Source organism: Sphingobacterium cavernae (assembly GCF_008520265.1).
In the GTDB taxonomy this organism is placed as follows: Bacteria; Bacteroidota; Bacteroidia; order Sphingobacteriales; family Sphingobacteriaceae; genus Sphingobacterium; species Sphingobacterium cavernae.
Window position 1 is genome coordinate 62317 of the sequence record NZ_VIQM01000020.1, and the last position, 17676, is coordinate 79992.

At 36.2% G+C, this 17676-nt stretch carries 19 protein-coding genes; 11 read left to right on the forward strand and 8 right to left on the reverse strand.

Annotated elements, in window-relative coordinates; all coding sequences use genetic code 11:
* Nucleotides 1-3 precede the first annotated feature (3 nt).
* From FLS47_RS02665 to FLS47_RS02680, 4 genes are all read right to left on the reverse strand, one after another.
* Nucleotides 4-1146 carry a glutathionylspermidine synthase family protein gene (locus FLS47_RS02665; protein ID WP_149912849.1) on the reverse strand — a complete coding sequence of 381 codons (1143 nt, stop codon included), beginning with the start codon at nucleotides 1144-1146 and terminating at the stop codon, nucleotides 4-6.
* Nucleotides 1146-1523: a hypothetical protein gene (locus FLS47_RS02670; RefSeq protein ID WP_149912850.1), complete on the reverse strand. Its 378-nt coding sequence runs from the start codon at nucleotides 1521-1523 to the stop codon at nucleotides 1146-1148. The genes FLS47_RS02665 and FLS47_RS02670 overlap by 1 nt, the downstream gene beginning before the upstream one ends.
* Nucleotides 1523-1819 (reverse strand): hypothetical protein, encoded by a 297-nt coding sequence (locus tag FLS47_RS02675; protein WP_149912851.1) that lies wholly within the window; start codon nucleotides 1817-1819, stop codon nucleotides 1523-1525. The genes FLS47_RS02670 and FLS47_RS02675 overlap by 1 nt, the downstream gene beginning before the upstream one ends.
* Before the next feature lie 633 nt (nucleotides 1820-2452).
* A complete protein-coding gene (locus FLS47_RS02680; protein WP_149912852.1) occupies nucleotides 2453-2941 on the reverse strand; it encodes a hypothetical protein in 489 nt (162 codons plus the stop codon).
* 123 nt (nucleotides 2942-3064) lie between these two features.
* Here FLS47_RS02680 and trpB point away from each other — a divergent pair, with 123 nt between their 5' ends.
* Nucleotides 3065-4240 carry a tryptophan synthase subunit beta gene (trpB, locus tag FLS47_RS02685; RefSeq protein ID WP_223225100.1) on the forward strand — a complete coding sequence of 392 codons (1176 nt, stop codon included), beginning with the start codon at nucleotides 3065-3067 and terminating at the stop codon, nucleotides 4238-4240.
* Nucleotides 4241-4271: 31 nt separating this feature from the next.
* Here trpB and FLS47_RS02690 read toward each other — a convergent pair whose 3' ends face one another.
* Nucleotides 4272-5219, reverse strand: a complete 948-nt coding sequence (locus FLS47_RS02690) for a polysaccharide deacetylase family protein (RefSeq protein WP_149912853.1) — start codon at nucleotides 5217-5219, stop codon at nucleotides 4272-4274.
* Between the two features lie 169 nt (nucleotides 5220-5388).
* The gene (locus tag FLS47_RS02695) at nucleotides 5389-5871 is read right to left on the reverse strand and encodes a hypothetical protein (RefSeq protein WP_149912854.1); all 483 of its coding nucleotides are present in this window, start codon (nucleotides 5869-5871) and stop codon (nucleotides 5389-5391) included.
* Nucleotides 5872-6176: 305 nt separating this feature from the next.
* On the opposite strand from FLS47_RS02695, the gene ychF reads away from it, so the two are divergent.
* From ychF to FLS47_RS02730, 7 genes are all read left to right on the forward strand, one after another.
* Nucleotides 6177-7277 carry a redox-regulated ATPase YchF gene (ychF, locus tag FLS47_RS02700; protein WP_149912855.1) on the forward strand — a complete coding sequence of 367 codons (1101 nt, stop codon included), beginning with the start codon at nucleotides 6177-6179 and terminating at the stop codon, nucleotides 7275-7277.
* 121 nt (nucleotides 7278-7398) lie between these two features.
* The gene (locus FLS47_RS02705; RefSeq protein WP_149912856.1) at nucleotides 7399-7974 is read left to right on the forward strand and encodes an NADPH-dependent FMN reductase; all 576 of its coding nucleotides are present in this window, start codon (nucleotides 7399-7401) and stop codon (nucleotides 7972-7974) included.
* Between the two features lie 42 nt (nucleotides 7975-8016).
* Nucleotides 8017-8595, forward strand: coding sequence for a DJ-1/PfpI family protein (locus FLS47_RS02710; RefSeq protein WP_149912857.1), 579 nt, complete (start codon nucleotides 8017-8019; stop codon nucleotides 8593-8595).
* 7 nt (nucleotides 8596-8602) lie between these two features.
* Nucleotides 8603-8980 (forward strand): hypothetical protein, encoded by a 378-nt coding sequence (locus FLS47_RS02715; protein ID WP_149912858.1) that lies wholly within the window; start codon nucleotides 8603-8605, stop codon nucleotides 8978-8980.
* Nucleotides 8981-9044: 64 nt separating this feature from the next.
* The gene (gene ppk1, locus FLS47_RS02720) at nucleotides 9045-11102 is read left to right on the forward strand and encodes a polyphosphate kinase 1 (RefSeq protein ID WP_149912859.1); all 2058 of its coding nucleotides are present in this window, start codon (nucleotides 9045-9047) and stop codon (nucleotides 11100-11102) included.
* Nucleotides 11103-11141: 39 nt separating this feature from the next.
* Nucleotides 11142-12203 carry a PA0069 family radical SAM protein gene (locus FLS47_RS02725; protein ID WP_149912860.1) on the forward strand — a complete coding sequence of 354 codons (1062 nt, stop codon included), beginning with the start codon at nucleotides 11142-11144 and terminating at the stop codon, nucleotides 12201-12203.
* Between the two features lie 127 nt (nucleotides 12204-12330).
* Nucleotides 12331-12708, forward strand: a complete 378-nt coding sequence (locus tag FLS47_RS02730; RefSeq protein ID WP_149912861.1) for a hypothetical protein — start codon at nucleotides 12331-12333, stop codon at nucleotides 12706-12708.
* 70 nt (nucleotides 12709-12778) lie between these two features.
* Here the strand turns inward: FLS47_RS02730 and FLS47_RS02735 are convergent, their stop codons facing one another.
* Nucleotides 12779-14131 (reverse strand): NfeD family protein, encoded by a 1353-nt coding sequence (locus FLS47_RS02735; protein WP_149912862.1) that lies wholly within the window; start codon nucleotides 14129-14131, stop codon nucleotides 12779-12781.
* A gap of 16 nt (nucleotides 14132-14147) precedes the next feature.
* Between FLS47_RS02735 and FLS47_RS02740 the strand changes: the two genes are divergently transcribed.
* From FLS47_RS02740 to FLS47_RS02750, 3 genes are read left to right on the forward strand one after another with little or no spacing between them, the layout of a single operon-like run.
* Complete coding sequence (locus FLS47_RS02740) at nucleotides 14148-14900, forward strand: hypothetical protein (protein ID WP_149912863.1); 753 nt, start codon at nucleotides 14148-14150, stop codon at nucleotides 14898-14900.
* A 9-nt stretch (nucleotides 14901-14909) separates the two neighbouring features.
* On the forward strand, nucleotides 14910-15857 hold the full coding sequence (locus tag FLS47_RS02745; protein ID WP_223225101.1) for a septal ring lytic transglycosylase RlpA family protein: 948 nt from the start codon (nucleotides 14910-14912) through the stop codon (nucleotides 15855-15857).
* A gap of 23 nt (nucleotides 15858-15880) precedes the next feature.
* The gene (locus FLS47_RS02750; protein WP_149912864.1) at nucleotides 15881-16516 is read left to right on the forward strand and encodes a uridine kinase family protein; all 636 of its coding nucleotides are present in this window, start codon (nucleotides 15881-15883) and stop codon (nucleotides 16514-16516) included.
* Between the two features lie 374 nt (nucleotides 16517-16890).
* Here the strand turns inward: FLS47_RS02750 and FLS47_RS02755 are convergent.
* On the reverse strand, nucleotides 16891-17676 hold a 786-nt coding region (locus tag FLS47_RS02755), incomplete at its 5' end, for an IS4 family transposase (protein ID WP_149912865.1).

Below are 17676 nucleotides of genomic sequence, written 5' to 3' on the forward strand. Positions count from 1 at the left end.
CAGTTAATGCTTGATAATATGCGGAATAAATCGGCTTTTGTCTGTAGTAATAGGCATGTCCGATTCACGGAAAGATATGCCGCAAGATTCTTGACCGATAACCCAACTTCCTATAATGGAAAAGCCCGTTTCTTCACGGTGCAAAGTCGCTAGCTCTTGATAAATGAAACCCTCTTCCCCATATTCGCCTTCCGTATCATATATCATTTGATTATCGTAGAACATCTCTACATTAGCCCCTTCGCGTGAAAGAATAGGTTTGCGCACATAATGTTTCAGATACGAAGGTTTTTCAAAATATGAAGCCAACAAATACGGATGATTAGGAAACAATTCCCACAATACCGGAAGTATGGCTTTATTAGACAGCAACATCTTCCACGAAGGCTCGATCCATTGTGCTTCATTAATATCATTAGCGATATTAAACCCAAAATCCTCGCGCACCATCCATTCCCAAGGATATAATTTGAATATAGATGTTATCTCCTCACCTTCTAAATCTACAAATGCACGTCCATCCCAACCAATATCATCGATGTATATAAGTTTGGTCTGAATACCTGCTTGAATAGCTGTATCACGCAGATATTCGACATTCGTCAAATCTTCTAATGTTTCCTTTGCACAAGAAAAATGCAATATTTCACCCTTAAGATGTGGTTGAAGATCTTTCCAACTCGCAATAAGTTGCTCGTGAATACTGTTAAACTGATCGGTCAATTCAGGGAAATAATGATTCTTCCAATACCATTGCACAATACCTGTTTCGAATAAAGATGTTGGCGTATCCGCATTGAATTCTAACATTTTGATCTCATTATGCGCGGTATCAAATGCAAAGTCAAATCGCCCATAAATCGACGGTTCGTCATTCTCCCAACTGCGCTCAACATGATGAATCATGTATGCAGGAATATGAAATTTGCTGTACAACTTATTTTGAATAATATATTCCACAGCTTGCAGACACATATCCCACAGCTCAGTAGTTGCCTTGTAAATAAGGTCAGCATCCTTCGCACGAATCTCGTAGTAATAATCATCTACCCAATACGGCACGCCACCTAAAGTGTGGTACCCATAGCCTATCGATTCCAATCGGGATTCCCAATTTGGATCAATACGTAATTTCTTAATTTGCATTATGAACCAGCAGAAGATCTAGGTGTAGAAGAAACGGCACTTTTACCAAAGCCACCACGCTGCGCATTCACAGCAGCAGCTTTAGCCGCATTTGTTCCTGCCACAGATTGCGGATGTAGGCTATTATTCGCGTAGCCCAACATACCGCCCATATGACGGAACGCCATAAACCACAACAACGATGAGCCCATTCCCATACCACCACCATTGCCTTGATTATAGTTGTTCGTGACCTCCGTATATTGCGCCGTAGAATCCGCACGCATAAAAACACGTTGCTTATCCGAATTTGTTTGATTTGCGTTTGGTTGTGCACACGAAGCCAATACCGACGTTATTAATACCAATTGAATATTTCTAGTTGTATTTTTTCTCATTATTGTACTGTTACAAAAATTGGAACTTTACTCAACGTGCTTGCTGAATCCACGGCACCCCATGTTTTTGGTGCAACTTCGGTTTTGATCGTATCCGATTTGGAAGCCACTTGCTCTCCGTTATACCAAATGTTTTGTGTAGTGATATGCAGCACAGTATCACCTTGTGTTACAGTTTTTAAAGTTACCTCTCTAGCTGATTTCTTGTCCAATTGTTCTAATGGTTTTTCTTCAGAGGATGAATTAGCACATGAAGCAAAACCAACTAGCGTGATTAGTAAAAACAAATATTTCATAAAATGTATAGTCTATCACAAATATAACATCTTAAGCTGTATTACTATAGGCAATCTTGTATTATTAAAGAAATTAAGACATTGCTTTATTATTCTTAGATATATTTTATTTAGTGCATATCAAATCATATGCATATCTAGATTTACAACAGTCTTCTATACCAAAAGTAAAGTTTTCTCTTGTCCTCTATGACGGGCATAATAAAATCATCGCTGTACCGTATCGGCACAAAGGCTCACTTTTCCTGCAAATGCCGATCTGCTAAGTCGATATTTATGCATTTGTAAGGATGGTTTTGTATTTTAAATTGACACTGTCATTCCGACAAAAGGAGGAATATTTGCATTGAAATCTTAAGAAAACGTAATGTTTTTGCAGAAGTTTATTTTAAAAAGCACAACCCATAAGAAACGGCCTAGGGTGGTTTACCGTTAAGAAATCAACGAAGTGAAAGCGTTAAAAACAGATTTAAAAAGTGAAACGGCTCAAATCTGTTTAGCGGAAACGAGTTGATTTTAGCTAAAATATGCAAAGCATTCAAGGCTTGAGCGAGAATATAGAAAGTTAAATATCTTTCAAACTTGAATATGAAAAAACATAGAATTTTGAAAGGCGATAAATTAAATCGAATTTTAAAACTCTTTATCGTAAGTACGTTTCCAATGATTATTTCGATCCATTGGTGTCTCTTTGACTTTGTATTCTAAACGAATACCATTTAGGCGGCGACGTTTTATACGCTTGTTGACTTCATCACGAAATGCAATTCCTGTTATTTGATAGATTCCAAAAGCTGTACCCACGTATTTACTATTAATAACATCATCATCGACAAGCTCTAAGTCAAAAAAGCAGTTTAAATAATCTTTCCAAAAGAGAATAGGGTTCTCCTCCTTATCTTGCATGCTATCTGCTCCATAGCAGTCTTCATCGAAAATTTCAAAGTGATCGGCTAACACTTTATTGGTCTTAACCAAAAAGTCTGCAGCAACTGCAGGATCTTCAATCGGTAAAATCGAAATAACATCACGTTCTTCCAACACATCGTACATTGCATGCTCCGTAAAGCAATTTACCATATCCTCCAACAAATCCTCGATATTATTAAACATTTTAGCCATGAGACAAAGGTAAAAACTATTTTCTTAAATAATGGCTACTAAAATTGGGATAACACACAAGCATTTCGAAATAAAAAGTATATTTAAGGATACATAAACCTTAATTATAAAAAACACACAACAATGATTGAAGTAAAACCTAATCCATTAATGTTGGAATACAATGGTACCTATGGAGAATATGGTGGCGCCTTTATTCCACCCGTTTTAGAGCCACAACTCGCAAAACTTGCTGCATTCTTCGATGATCAAGCAGGTCAGGAAGAGTTTAAAAAAGAATTTATTAGCATACTTAAAAATTATGTGGGCCGTCCCTCCGCTTTATACTATGCGAAGAATCTAAGTGACTATGTCGGTTCAAAGATTTATTTAAAACGCGAAGACCTTAATCATACAGGATCACATAAAATCAACAATTGTATCGGTCAGATATTATTGGCTAAAAAAATGGGTGCTACCGAAATTATTGCAGAAACTGGTGCCGGACAGCATGGCGTCGCTACTGCTACAGCTGCCGCAATATTGGGGATTCCATGTAAAGTTTTTATGGGAGAAATCGATGTGGAGCGTCAAGCATTGAATGTACGGAGGATGCGCCTGCTTGGTGCTGAGGTAATCCCTACAAACTTGGGTAGCCGTACATTGAAAGATGCGGTTGATGCTGCTTTAGGCTATTATATAGAAAATCCAACTTCTTTTTATCTGTTGGGTTCTCATGTAGGTCCACACCCCTACCCTAAGATGGTGGGTTATTTTCAATCCGTAATCGGGCAAGAAGCAAGACAACAAATATTGGCATTTGAAGGAAGATTACCAGATAGCCTATTTGCAGCTGTAGGTGGTGGTTCGAATGCGATTGGTTTGTTTTCAGGATTTCTAAATGATGAGACTGTCGAAATACATGGCGCTGAAGGCGGTGGAGACGGCACATACCCTAACACCGCTGCAACATTATCTTTTGGTAAACCAACAGTTTTCCAAGGAACTAAATCATACTGCTTGGTCGATGACCAAGAAAATCCAATTCCTTCTAAATCTATTGCTGCCGGATTAGATTATCCTGGGATTTCACCACAGCATGCGCAATTGAAAGACAGTAATCGCGCAAAATATTATCCTGTCACCGATGCTGAAGCAGTAGAAGCTTTCAAATTATTATCCAAATTGGAAGGTATTACCACTGCTATCGAGAGTGCTCATGCTGTCGCTCTAGCGATCAAAGTTTTAAAAGACAAAGATCAATTGGCTATTGTGAATGTTTCTGGTAGAGGCGATAAGGACGTAGAAAGAGAAATGTAAAAAAATGGGGGGGGGCTTATGCCCCAATACTTTAATATTTAATCGGATAATCTTCCATAAACTCAAATTTATAACCTTTAGCAATCAATTTATCGATTAAATTAGAGAGAAGCTTTTTACCTTGGCTGGTTTGAAACATATCGTCATGCATCAAGAACACAACATTATTCGGTTCTTTCGATGATTTATTATTCATATAATTAACTATACGACCGTACACCGTTTCTAGCGGCGTATTAGGAACACCTGTTTGGCTATTTAAACGCCATTCCACATCCCAACCGAATACTTTATATCCATCTTTGAAGAGTAAATCGGCTGTAGGTGCAGCATTAGGAATATCAATTTTTCGCTCATTGTCGTATATCCAAATATTGCGCCCTGGAAGACGAGCAACTTTGCTATTAAAAGCAATGTTTTCTTCGTTTTTCTTAAAATCCTGAAATGCTTTAAGGCTATCTGTATAAAAAGTCTGTAGTCTGTTGTAGCCGTGTGTATAACTGTGATTGTAAACCGCCACCAAAGGATTTTCAATGTATAAATTTAAATCGCGCAATCTATACTTACCCATCGTAGAATGTCTACCTACCACGAATGCGTTTACTTTTATATTTTTAGCACGAGCAATAGAATCGATTGCGCGACTACCCACTAGAGGTCCGTCATCAAATGTTAGATATACATGCTTCGGAAGCTTATCATAGGCCTTACGCAATGAATCCTTTAACATCTTCTTTTGCGTCTTAATATCTACAGGATGAAGAGAATCCACCTGAAAAACTATTTTATTTTTACGCAAAGAATCCCATTTGCTATGTAAAGTTGGCTTTTCGACGATCAATTCTTCAATCCTCTCGACCAAAGAATCAACTTGCTGCGAGCCAAACACAGTACTAGATAAATTATTGCATGAAAAGAAGCCCAAAATTGCAAGAGTTACAGCACTTAACCCCAATAACTCCCCCTTTAATTTCAACATTTTAGAATGTATTAATTTCCACAAAATTAAAAGAAAAAAACTATAGTGAGTTATTTATCTGTAACTAATTATTATAAAATAGTAAGCATCCTACTACAATATAAAAAGTCGATTTTCGAAATGAAAACCGACTTTAATTTAATTTAGTAAACAAAACTATTTCAAAAAATTATCTTCTGTGATCGTGTCTGTGTCCACGGTATTTGTCGTGGTGTTTGTGCGATTTTTTATCATATCTATGTTTCGCTGGACCTTTTCCATTGTGGTGACGATGAGGCGCATCACGCAAAACAACTTGATGGTAATTTCTCGCATATCTACCATATTCGCTTCTATGGCGTTTGTGGTATTTCCATGGGTTATTGTTATTGATTACCACTTTATATGTACGATACATATCATAGTGACGGTATCGACTTGGTAACTTTGATTTAGTCACCCATCTATTTCCATGAAAATAGGTGTATTTTCTAGATGATACATTATAGTATACATCAATTTCGGGTATGTAATAATAACGAACGTAGTCATATCCTACTGGACCCCACAGCGGTTGTGAACCGATATTGATGCTCACATTAACTTGAGCTTCCGATGATTTTGAGACAAATAAACCGCCTATGAGTAAAGTGATGTAAAGAAAATTTTTCATATAGCCCTCCTTTTAATTTCTGTGTTATTTGAACATATGACCCTTTATATATGCCAAAAGATTAACCAATAAGATGTTAAAATTTGTAAAAGCACAAGAACATATTCATTTTCAAGTGATTAAATTTCGATTTTGTTAAAAACCCACCAATCAAATATCGAAATGCCATTATAATCTAAATAAAATAGAGATTATTCATTTTATAGACTCTATAGTTATTCATTAACATATATAACAAACTCCTTCAGTATTGTAGTATTTTGTTATCTTTGCACAATTTTAAAATCTTACAGCATAAAGAATTTATGGCTTTACAATGTGGTATCGTAGGCCTACCGAACGTAGGTAAATCAACATTATTCAACTGTTTGTCTAACGCGAAAGCACAAGCGGCAAACTTTCCATTCTGTACAATTGAACCAAATGTAGGTGTCATCACTGTACCTGATGAGCGTCTTAATAAATTAGCTGAATTGGTTAATCCACAACGTATCGTTCCAAATACGATTGAAATTGTAGATATCGCTGGTTTGGTAAAAGGAGCTTCTAAAGGTGAAGGTTTAGGCAACCAATTCTTAGGTAATATCCGTACTACAAATGCTATTATTCACGTTTTACGTTGTTTTGATGACGGAAATGTAATTCACGTAGATGGTTCTGTTGACCCTATTCGTGATAAGGAAATTATCGATACTGAACTTCAATTGAAAGATTTGGATACCGTTGTAAAACGTATTCAAAAAGTAGAGAAAATGGCAAAGACAGGTGGTGACAAAGATGCCAAAAAGACTTTCGAAATTCTTTCAGTTGTTAAAGAACATTTAGAAGCTGGTAAATCAGCTCGTACGGCGGCTATCTCTGAAGAGGATTTTGAATATATCGCTGACCTTACTTTATTGACAATAAAACCTGTTTTATACGTTTGTAACGTAGACGAAGCATCAGTAAATACAGGTAATGCTTACGTAGATCGTGTAAAAGAAGCTGTAAAAGATGAAAAAGCACAGGTTCTAATTATCTCAGCTCAAATTGAGTCTGAAATTGCACAATTGGAAAGCTACGAAGAACGTCAAATGTTCTTAGATGACTTAGGCTTAGAAGAATCAGGCGTATATAAATTGATTCGTGCAGCTTACTCCTTATTAGACCTAGCGACATATTTCACTGCAGGTGTACAAGAAGTACGAGCTTGGACGATTGAAAAAGGATTTACTGCACCTCAAGCTGCTGGTGTTATTCATACCGATTTTGAAAAAGGTTTCATCCGTGCGGAAGTAATTAAGTATGCTGACTTTATTCAATACGGCTCGGAAAGCGCAGTAAAAGAAGCTGGAAAATTGAGTGTAGAGGGTAAAACTTACATTGTAGAAGATGGTGACATCATGCACTTCAGATTTAACGTGTAAAGAATCTTACTAAAAAATATATAAAGGGTTGATAAATTATCAACCCTTTTTTCATAATTTGAAATTCAGATTCTGACTAGAAAATTACAGATTAAACAGGTACATTAAGTATATTAGACGTATGAAAATATTAGCTTTTGGAGCGAGCAATAGCTCTCAATCTATCAATAAAAAATTCGTAACAAGTGTTTCCAAGTATTATAAAGAATTGGATGATGTAAAAGAAATCATTGATCTCAATGATTATGCTATGCCTGTTTTTTCGGTAGATCTAGAAAAGGAAATTGGTATTCCGCAACAAGCACACGACTTCGCTGCAAAAATTGACTGGGCAGATTTTATATTAATATCTTTTGCCGAGAATAACGGTAATTATAATGCCTGCTACAAGAATATTATCGATTGGGTATCACGAATCAGGGGCCGTAAGATATTTAATGGAAAACCAGTATTTCTTTTAGCAACTAGCCCTGGTGCGCGTGGTGGTCAATCGGTCTTGAGCATTGCGGCAGCGCGTCTACCATTTGACGGTGCGGATGTGTTGGATACATTTTCACTTCCAGAATTCAACGCTAATTTTGAAGAAGGAAAAGGCGTAACCAATATGCTCTTACGTAGTCAATTGGAAGCAAAAGTGCGCAAAACAAAACGTACGCTAAAAGAAAAGTTTGAGGGAGGTGCTGAAAACAATAGTTAAACGTATATTGTTGTAGTAGTATAACTTTTAAAACGATTGAAAATGGCAAAGAAAATATTATTATTGGTTGGGGATTACGTAGAAGATTATGAAGCAATGGTTCCATTCCAAGCGATGGGTTCAATTGGAATTGACGTGGATGCTATTGCACCGGATCGAATGAAAGGTGATGTAGTGCCTACAGCTGTGCATGACTTCACTGGAGACCAAACCTATAAAGAGTTACGTGGACACAACTTTGTTATTAATAAGGATTTTGATGCTGTCAATCCCGAAGATTATGATGGCTTGTACATCGCTGGTGGTCGTTCTGCCGAATATATTCGATTAAATAAACGTGTAATAGAGATCGTTCAACATTTCTTCGAAGCCGACAAACCGGTTGCGGCAATTTGTCATGGTATTCAAGTATTGACCACAGCAAAAGTGCTGCAAGGAAGAACATTGACAGCTTATGTAGCAGTAGGCCCAGACATTGAATTAGCAGGAGGAACTTGGAAGAACATTCCAGCAGATCAAGCTGTAGTGGATGGTAACTTAGTGACTTCACCTGCGTGGCCAGGACATCAAGAAATCCTGAAAGAATTCTACAAACTATTAAATATCCAAATAAGTTTCTAAAACACACATGAAGAAAAACAGAAAGGTATGGCTCTTAGCTGTACCTCTTATTATTATATTGGGCTATATGATTTGGGATTCTTATAGTCAACCTGGTATCAAAGATATACCCGGGGAATTTGAAGAGGTAGCTTTTGTACGCAATGAGCAAAATAAAGGTGGTATTGAACGGATTTACGCCGTTACTGTAGGTGATCTATCAAATGCTAATTACGATGCTTGTGCTGAGCTTTTTCCAACAAATGATTTCAACAGTGTGACAAGTGTTTTCTTTTTTGACAGAAATAAGCCCTACCCTACTGCATTAACTATAGAACCTCCGCATTACGATACTTCGAAATATGAAGCCATCAATATTATCAAGCGACGTGGCTCTAACGATTAGTTAACATCGAATTAACATACGCGCAACACAGAAGTGGTAAATTTGATTTGACAATACTTACGATATGGGAAGAAAATATATACCTAGGGATATTAGCTGGTTGAGTTTTAATGGACGCGTATTGCAAGAAGCTGCGGACAAAACTGTGCCGTTGATTTCCAGAATTAAGTTTCTAGGTATATTTTCAAATAACCTAGATGAGTTTTTCCGTGTTCGCGTAGCAGGTTTGAAGCGTGCTTTATTAGTCGACGAAAAAGAAGCTAAACATATATTTTTCGAAAAGCCACAACTAATTCTAGATGAACTCAATTACAAACTAATCAAGCAGCAAAAGAAGTTTGAAAAAGTATGGTTGAATGTTCAAAAAGAAATGTCAAAAGAGGGCGTTGTCTTAAAGACAACACAGGATCTCGACGAGCAACAACAGAAGTTCGTTAAGAAATTTTATATCAATGAAGTAGAATCCAATCTCATCCCCTTATTATTGGATGAAAACAGACCCATGCCCTATATTCGAGACAAATCATTGTATCTAGGCGTGGCGATGAAAATGAAAGATTGGAATTACGAAACCAATTTTGCAGTAATCGAAATTCCAACAGATAGAATATCTCGTTTTACAATCTTGCCTTCCCCAAAAAATGAAGTGCATTTGATTTTGTTGGAAGACATAATTAAGTTCAATCTTCCCTATATATTCTCCTTTTTTGGTTTTGATGATTTCAAGGCGCATGCATTCAAAATTACGCGCGATGCGGAATTTGATTTGGACAATGACATCAATACCGACATTGCGGAAAAAATTGCTAAAGCAGTTAAAAATCGTCGAAAAGGCAAACCTACTCGATTTGTATTTGACGAGAATATGAGTCAGACGCTCGTGGAATTCTTAATTAAGAAACTCGGCATTTCAAAAAAAGACAGTATTATTCCAGGACAAAAGATTCATAATTTCAAAGATTTTATGAACTTCCCAAATGTCTTTCGTAAGCATATCACGTCTATTGAAAGAACATCTTTTCACCATCCCGAATTGGAAGATTCGAACCGAATGGCTGATGTAATTGCCAAGAAAGATATTTTGCTCGCGTTTCCATACCACAATTTCGACCATATTATCGATCTTTTGCGCGAAGCGGCTATCGATCCCGATGTGACGTCTATTCAGATCACAGCTTATCGCTTGGCGACCAATTCCAAAATCGGAAATGCCTTGGTTAATGCACATCGCAATGGCAAAGCGGTAACCGTAATGTTGGAGTTGCGTGCGCGTTTTGACGAACAACATAATTTGTACTGGAAAGAGCGTTTCGAAACAGAAGGAATAACAGTCTTGGTTGGGATTCCAAATAAAAAAGTACACGCAAAATTGTGTATTATTAAAAAACGCGTCCAAAATAAAACCATACAGTATGGATTTGTCAGCACGGGAAATATTAATGAGAAAACGGCAAAATTATACGGCGATTTCTGTTTGCTTACCAGCAATAGAGCTGTTATGGCAGATATAAATCGTGTCTTTAAAGTTTTGCGTAAACCGCATTCAAATTTGTATGAAGAATTGACTCCTGGGAAAGGACTACTTTTCTCTCCTACAGATATGCGCGATCAACTTTCTGCACTTATTGACAAAGAGATTAAAGAAGCTCAAGAAGGCCGAAAAGCACATATCATAATAAAAATAAACTCGTTAAGTGATAAACTACTCATTAAAAAACTCTATGATGCTGCAGAAGCTGGCGTGCAAGTGCAATTGATTGTACGTGGTATATATTGTGTAGTGAATCAATCTACCTTTGCTCAACCTATTGAAGCGATCAGTATTGTGGACGAATATTTGGAACATGCGCGTGTATTATATTTTTACCAATCTGGTAAAGAAATTATGTATTTATCATCTGCAGATTGGATGACACGTAATTTGGATTATCGTATTGAAGCAGCTCTAAAAATAAATGACCGCAAAATCAAAAGTCAACTTCTAGATATTCTTAACATCCAATTGTGTGATAATGTGAAAGCACGTAAACTCAACAATTTATTAAGTAACGAATACATTAAAAACGACGAAGAGGAATGTCGCTCACAAATTGAAATCTATCGTTACTTAAAAACTCAATAAACAATTTGTTTTGCTAATATTTTTAGTAATTTTACTTTCATGGAAGGTAAGAATTATATAAAAGGTAGAGGCGCGCAATACAATCCACAAAATAAATTTGTGCAGGATGCATATGGCAAATTTCATATCGAAGCAATAGATTTATTTGAGGATCAATCTAACAAAACTATTTTTATCTCTTCAGAAGCGAAATCTTTAGTACATAAAGTGGAAAGTCCAGACGTGAGTATGGCTTATTCTGCGAATCCCTATCAAGGCTGTGAACATGGCTGTATCTATTGCTACGCACGTAATTCACATCAATATTGGGATATGGGTTCGGGCTTAGATTTTGAACGAAAAATAATAGTGAAAGAGAATGCTGTTGAGCTTTTTGAGAAATTTATAACGCGCAAAAACTGGAACTTTACCCCTATCCATCTTTCTGGAAATACAGATTGCTATCAGCCGATAGAACGTGAAAAAGAATTGACACGCAAAATTCTTCAATCTGCACTTTATTATAAACAACCTATAAGTATTATCACAAAAAATGCACTAATCCTGCACGATAAAGATATTCTCACTGATATGGCAAAATTAGGCTTAATTAAAGTTTATATTTCGCTCAATTCGTTGACAGAATCCACTCGTCAGAAACTAGAACCACGCACTGTAACAGCCAAACAACGTCTCCGCGTCATCGAAGAATTATCCTTTTGTAATATTCCAATCGGAATAAATGTAGCTCCTATAATTCCAGGATTAACCGACTCTGAGATTCCTCAAGTTCTCAAGGCTGCAGCAAATGCAGGTGCTAAATGGGCAAATTACATAATTGTGCGATTAAATGGTCAGATAGGTGAAATTTTCAAAGATTGGCTGAATGTCGCTTATCCCGATAGAAATGATAAAATCTGGAATGCTATTTTAAGTTGCCACAATGGACATGTTAACAATTCTAATTTCGGTGAGCGCATGAAAGGGTCTGGAAATGTTGCTCAAATAATTCGTGATGTCTTTAAATTACACTGTCTAAAAAATAAACTAAACCTATCTCCCTTTGAATATGCAAAAATAGAACGTCAAAAATCGGTTGATCTTCAACTTAAGTTATTCTAATATTATTGAAATTCAATACTGATTTGTTAAAATTCCGTTAAATGGCTATTTAATTTTGTGCTATGGCATAGTGGTTGCATTTTAGAGTGTAATTAATAAAATTCTTGTTACACACTAATTAAATGTTATGAAAAACACTATCAAAATTTTAAGCCTTTTTTTTATTACTTTATTTGCATTTTCATCATGTAGCAAAGACGATGATCCAGTAGATAATGATTTGTTCGTTGGGACGTATGAAGGCACTGTACGCTACAATGAAGGGTTTGACGAGGTTAAAAGTTCTACAAATGGGTCTGTACGCGTCGCTAAAGTTGGCGACACATATAATTTCAATTTTTCTGATGGTATTCCTTCATTGAATGGTATAAAAATGGAAAAGGGAGAAGGTAATGTTATAATATTCGAAGGTGGTGCATTAGGTACAATATCTATTTCGGCATCAAATTTGAACATATCTTATACAAAAGATGGGAAAACTTGGTTTGCAGATTGCGACAGGTAAAAAATCTTAAAATCACACTACACTATTTATTATAGGGCTTGAAATAATCAAGCCCTTTTTTATTTTATAATTATGTAGTTTGGGGTTTGTCTGAGAGGCGACGAACAAACACATTATAGTTTTCGTGCTTCTCGACGTAAACTGATTCGCCAATATCAATAAATCCATCAAGTGCAACAGCATCGTACCATACACCATCAATTTCAATTTTGCCCGATGGACGTAGAACTGTACGTGCTATTCCATTCTTATTAAGTAGGTTAACTTTTGGTACTGACGAAGTATATCCTGTATCTGCCCGCTGTTCGTCCTCCAGTACCAATCGCTTGAAGGCTGAGGATTGCAATAGGTTCTTCCCAAAAATGACCATTAACACGACAGATAAGACCATAGATCCTATTACAATTAAAAAAGAATTCATTAACAAACCAGGTTTAGATATTTTAAAATCAAGAAAATCATTCGATAACATCGAAAAAGAAAGTCCACAAAGAACTAGAATTATACCCAAAATACCAGCTACACCAAATCCAGGTATAACAAACACTTCGAGGGCGAGCAATACAACACCAATGACGAATATAGCGATCTCCCAATGATCTGCCAATCCTTGCAAATATAATGGTGCAAAAAATAAGGATGCACAAATTATTGCTAGCACCATCGCAAAACCAATTCCTGGAGTTTGTAATTCAAAATATATCCCAGCAATAATACCGATTATGAGTAAACCACTAATTATTGGATTCACCAAGAAACCAATGATATGATCGACAGTAGTTTTTTGATAGGCCGTCACTTTTGGCGCATAAATAGCCAATTGTTGGAAAACTTCCTTTTCACTTTTCACCTCAGCATTTATCACATTAGCCTTTACCGCTTCGGAAGCGGTGAACGTTAGGATTTTACCGTCTTCTTTCCACTCGGGCAAAGAAACTGTCGGATCAACGAATGCCTCCGCAATTTTGGGATCTCTACCTTTTGCCTCTGCCGTAGCACGCATTAATCCACGCATGTACGATTGATATTTTTCAGGCATGACTTCTCCTTGCGGATTGACTACACTCGCGGCACCAATAGAAGCGCCCGTTTGCATGAAGATATAATCCGAAGCCAAAGATATTAATGTGCCAGCGGAAGCCGCATTATTGTTAATATACACTATAGTTTTAATATTCGAATTGAGCAACAGTGTGCGTATCGAGTCCGCAAAGTTTACTGCGCCGCCAAACGTATTCATCTCTATCAAAAAGTACTCTGCTTTATCCAAAATAGCTTGATCATAAGACTTTTTGATGATGCGCCAAGAGTTTGGTCCAACGTCTTCTTTAAGCTCCGTCTTATAAATGGATTGTGCCTGCGATACAAAAGCTAGAATTAAAAAAGCAAATAAAAGAATAGATTTAGTAAATTTGTGTAGCATATTTCTAAGCATTGGTATGAATAAATATACGATTAATAAAGCATTCGAAAGAAACTTTCCGTTTCCTATATGGAAGATTGAGGTCGATTGTGCCCATGCTCAGATTGCTATAGAAAGTCGTAATCCCGACTCTACCCTTCCTATTTTTTCGGTTTTTACTTTTGATGGTGCATACACTTTAGAACAGTATGAAGTGGATTCGCGCGAATGGACATTAGAAGATATTCAAGGTGATTACCTTATTCTGAAAAGATTTGGTGACTATTCACCCATTCAAGCTGGTATTCAAGTCGTACATATTCCGACTCGAACATCCGTTTTTACCTATATGGAATATGTGATCAAAGATGTCTATCAAAATACCATTCAGGCTTATCATCGCTCGATACCTTCGGGTATAAGCTTTTACATTGATATTCCGACAGGAGAAATCTCAAACAAGTACGAAGGCGAAACACATTTCCCATTACGGGATATTCATTATCCAATTCCTTTTCAAGGAAAATTACCTTCCTTCCTCAACAACATTTCGTATATAGATCAAATTTGGTTACAGCCTTATCGCGATTTATTATTGTGGTCTTACCATACACACACAGCTAACACGTATAATTTGAACCTTTCATTATCCTCAAAGAATGAATTATATGACAGTAAAATTATAATAGAAGAAATGGACAAATTAATCCCTCAGCCCTATTTCACTGTCAAAGAGCATATTTTCTTTTTATCAAGTAATAAAATGAAAATTTCCTCGTATTTAGTATAATTGTAAGATATGAAGCAGAACAAAACTATTAAAACGTATCATAAATTAACTTTTCTATTTGTTTTCGGGTTAGCAATTCCAACTTTTGGACATGCTAAAGCCATGGATTTGACGGTCAATTCGACATTAGAAATTCCATTGGATTCTATCCGAACTGAAAATATCAATGGTAAAAGATTTGTAATTCACAGATTAGCATCCAAAGAAACTTATTATCAGCTTAGTCGCATATATGGTGTGCCTGTCAATGAAATCATGGCTGCCAACAACAAGAAAAATCTACGCGTAGGCGATTCTGTTCGTATACCACGTGGTACAGCGATTGAGACACGTCCGACTTTACCGACAGCGTCACCAGTAGCTACTACTAATACACAGAACAGACAAAATAATACGCCTGTATTGATTAATCCGAACGAAATCACCGAGTATAAAGTTGGAAAAAGTGAAACACTTTTTGCTATTTCTCGTCGATTCGGAATTTCAGTTCCTGATATCAAACGTATAAATAATTTGACTTCTGATAGCTTGAGAGAAGGTCAAATCCTAAAAATCCCAAATCACGCATTGCCTGAAGAAGAGCCTGAAATTGTTGCGATCGAACCCATATTAGATGAAATTGAAGAAAATAATCCTATCGATGACTCTGCTTTCAAGCCAAATAAATATGGTATTCGTGAAAACAAAGAAAAAGGTGTTGGTGTATGGCTTAGTGATTTGGAGAATGATGGAAGCACGAGTTTGGCTTTGCACAAGACCGCTCCAATCGGAACTATTTTAAAAATTACAAATCCTATGAATAGAAGTGTTACCTTTGCAAAAGTTGTCGGAAAATTTAACGACAATCACGACACACAAGGGGCAATAGTTATTCTATCAAAATCTGTAGCTTCATCGATTGGTATCTTGGACAAAAGATTCCAAGTCGAAATCACTTATGGCGTACCCTTGAATTAAGAATTATTCATTAAATACATTAAATGGACAAACCATACGTAATTGGTATCGCTGGAAGTAGTGGATCTGGCAAAACATTTTTCCTTAAAAGTTTTTTAAATCATTTTGCTGAATCGGATATTACGTTAATCTCGCAAGATGATTATTATATTCCTGCCAATACTAAGACGCAGGAAGAAAATAGATTATACAACTTTGATTTGCCTACAGCAATTGATCGTCAAGCTTTTTATAAGGACATCAAAGATCTATTCGATGGCAAGACTATTTATAAGGAAGAATACACATTTAATAATCCCAACATCAAACCTAAAGTGCTTGAGATTAAGCCCGCACCGATTTTGATTGTTGAAGGATTGTTTATATTCCATTACGAAGAGGTGAACGAATTGTTGGATTACCGTATTTTCTTGGATGCCAGTGAGGATGTAGCATTAGAGCGACGCTTAAAGCGTGATTTGTTGGAGCGTGGTTACGATCATGATGATGTGATGTACAAATGGATAAACCATGTGGTACCTTCCTACAATACTTACCTTCTGCCTTACAGAGAGCTTACGGACAAAGTTATAATCAACAACACAGACGATCCGGAAATAATTAATTCGGCAACAGAATTAATTTCGCAAGAGGTAAGAGAAAAATTAAACTTTGTTTAATTTAAAATCATTCTAAATAACTATCTTTGTAGCATGAGCATGCAAAGTGAGTTGAATCAAGAGAATTGTATAATTGCAGATATAAAAGAATCAGCAAAAGGATTTAATCCCTTTGCTGATTTTTCTTGTTGTGCCCTGAAGAAATGTTGCAAGAAATATAAAAGAGGGAAACGTTGTAAGAAGTGCCCGGATAGGTAATTTAATGGTTATGGTGTTACATTCGCCTGTTTATTTTTACTTCCCCAGAAAAATCAAAATTGTATATTTCTAATCATTAGCGTCCGGTAAAAACCAGATTTAATAATTTAATTTTCTCATTCAATTGATAGTCAGCTTTTTGGTTTTTATCTTTTTCAGATTCAAAAAACAAGGTATCAAAAAAGGGCTAGCTGTTTACTTTCATGCGTATCAATAATCCAGTCTTTTTCTGGGTTTTCAAGGAATTTCATTAAATGGATGTAATTAAACAGGTGTATTTTACAAAAGCTCACCAAATTTGAAAAAGCCCAACTTCGTTTCAGCTTCTTTTTAACAACCGCTAGCAATAGATTAACAATTAAAACGCAATATATCTGTATTTTGATGGCATTCTCATTGTCCCCTAAAAAGTATTTCAAAGGAAAGTTCTGCTTAAGCTGCTTGAACAATAACTCAATTTGCCACCTAATTTTGTAAAGTGCAGCTATTAAATCCGCTCTTAGATCAAATAAATTGGTGATAAATTCAAATTCTCTTTTGTTCTCCCGATCATAGAATTTTACCTTTCTAACTTTTAGTTTTGAAATGGTTTTATCCTCTTTAACCTCAATTTCAATGAGTTCATCCAACACAACCCCGCTATGGATATGTTCTTCAATATCGATGTTTTCAATAATCTGGTAAGATGCATTATCTTTTATCTGGGTTACAAAACCTGTTTGACGATCTGAAAAGTGCTTAAAAGCTTTGTAGTCATTATAGCCTTTATCAAATACATAGATCGTATTGTCATCGCATTTTAACTTCTCTAAAAAATTGTGGTCGTGTGCGGTCTCTGCACTAAACCAGACCAACTCCGGCACGATTTCATCCGCATGGATTACGGTATGAACTTTGATCCCTCCTTTTCTTTTACCATTTCGAGGATTCCGGCCAACACAGCTTAAAATGTCTTTAAATAA

Coding starts and splice junctions, on each gene's coding strand:
- FLS47_RS02665 (WP_149912849.1), bottom strand. CDS start 1,146: ATGCAAATTAAGAAATTACGTATTGATCCAAATTGGGAATCCCGATTG.
- FLS47_RS02670 (WP_149912850.1), bottom strand. CDS start 1,523: ATGAGAAAAAATACAACTAGAAATATTCAATTGGTATTAATAACGTCG.
- FLS47_RS02675 (WP_149912851.1), bottom strand. CDS start 1,819: ATGAAATATTTGTTTTTACTAATCACGCTAGTTGGTTTTGCTTCATGT.
- FLS47_RS02680 (WP_149912852.1), bottom strand. CDS start 2,941: ATGGCTAAAATGTTTAATAATATCGAGGATTTGTTGGAGGATATGGTA.
- trpB (WP_223225100.1), top strand. CDS start 3,065: ATGATTGAAGTAAAACCTAATCCATTAATGTTGGAATACAATGGTACC.
- FLS47_RS02690 (WP_149912853.1), bottom strand. CDS start 5,219: ATGTTGAAATTAAAGGGGGAGTTATTGGGGTTAAGTGCTGTAACTCTT.
- FLS47_RS02695 (WP_149912854.1), bottom strand. CDS start 5,871: ATGAAAAATTTTCTTTACATCACTTTACTCATAGGCGGTTTATTTGTC.
- ychF (WP_149912855.1), top strand. CDS start 6,177: ATGGCTTTACAATGTGGTATCGTAGGCCTACCGAACGTAGGTAAATCA.
- FLS47_RS02705 (WP_149912856.1), top strand. CDS start 7,399: ATGAAAATATTAGCTTTTGGAGCGAGCAATAGCTCTCAATCTATCAAT.
- FLS47_RS02710 (WP_149912857.1), top strand. CDS start 8,017: ATGGCAAAGAAAATATTATTATTGGTTGGGGATTACGTAGAAGATTAT.
- FLS47_RS02715 (WP_149912858.1), top strand. CDS start 8,603: ATGAAGAAAAACAGAAAGGTATGGCTCTTAGCTGTACCTCTTATTATT.
- ppk1 (WP_149912859.1), top strand. CDS start 9,045: ATGGGAAGAAAATATATACCTAGGGATATTAGCTGGTTGAGTTTTAAT.
- FLS47_RS02725 (WP_149912860.1), top strand. CDS start 11,142: ATGGAAGGTAAGAATTATATAAAAGGTAGAGGCGCGCAATACAATCCA.
- FLS47_RS02730 (WP_149912861.1), top strand. CDS start 12,331: ATGAAAAACACTATCAAAATTTTAAGCCTTTTTTTTATTACTTTATTT.
- FLS47_RS02735 (WP_149912862.1), bottom strand. CDS start 14,131: ATGCTACACAAATTTACTAAATCTATTCTTTTATTTGCTTTTTTAATT.
- FLS47_RS02740 (WP_149912863.1), top strand. CDS start 14,148: ATGAATAAATATACGATTAATAAAGCATTCGAAAGAAACTTTCCGTTT.
- FLS47_RS02745 (WP_223225101.1), top strand. CDS start 14,910: ATGAAGCAGAACAAAACTATTAAAACGTATCATAAATTAACTTTTCTA.
- FLS47_RS02750 (WP_149912864.1), top strand. CDS start 15,881: ATGGACAAACCATACGTAATTGGTATCGCTGGAAGTAGTGGATCTGGC.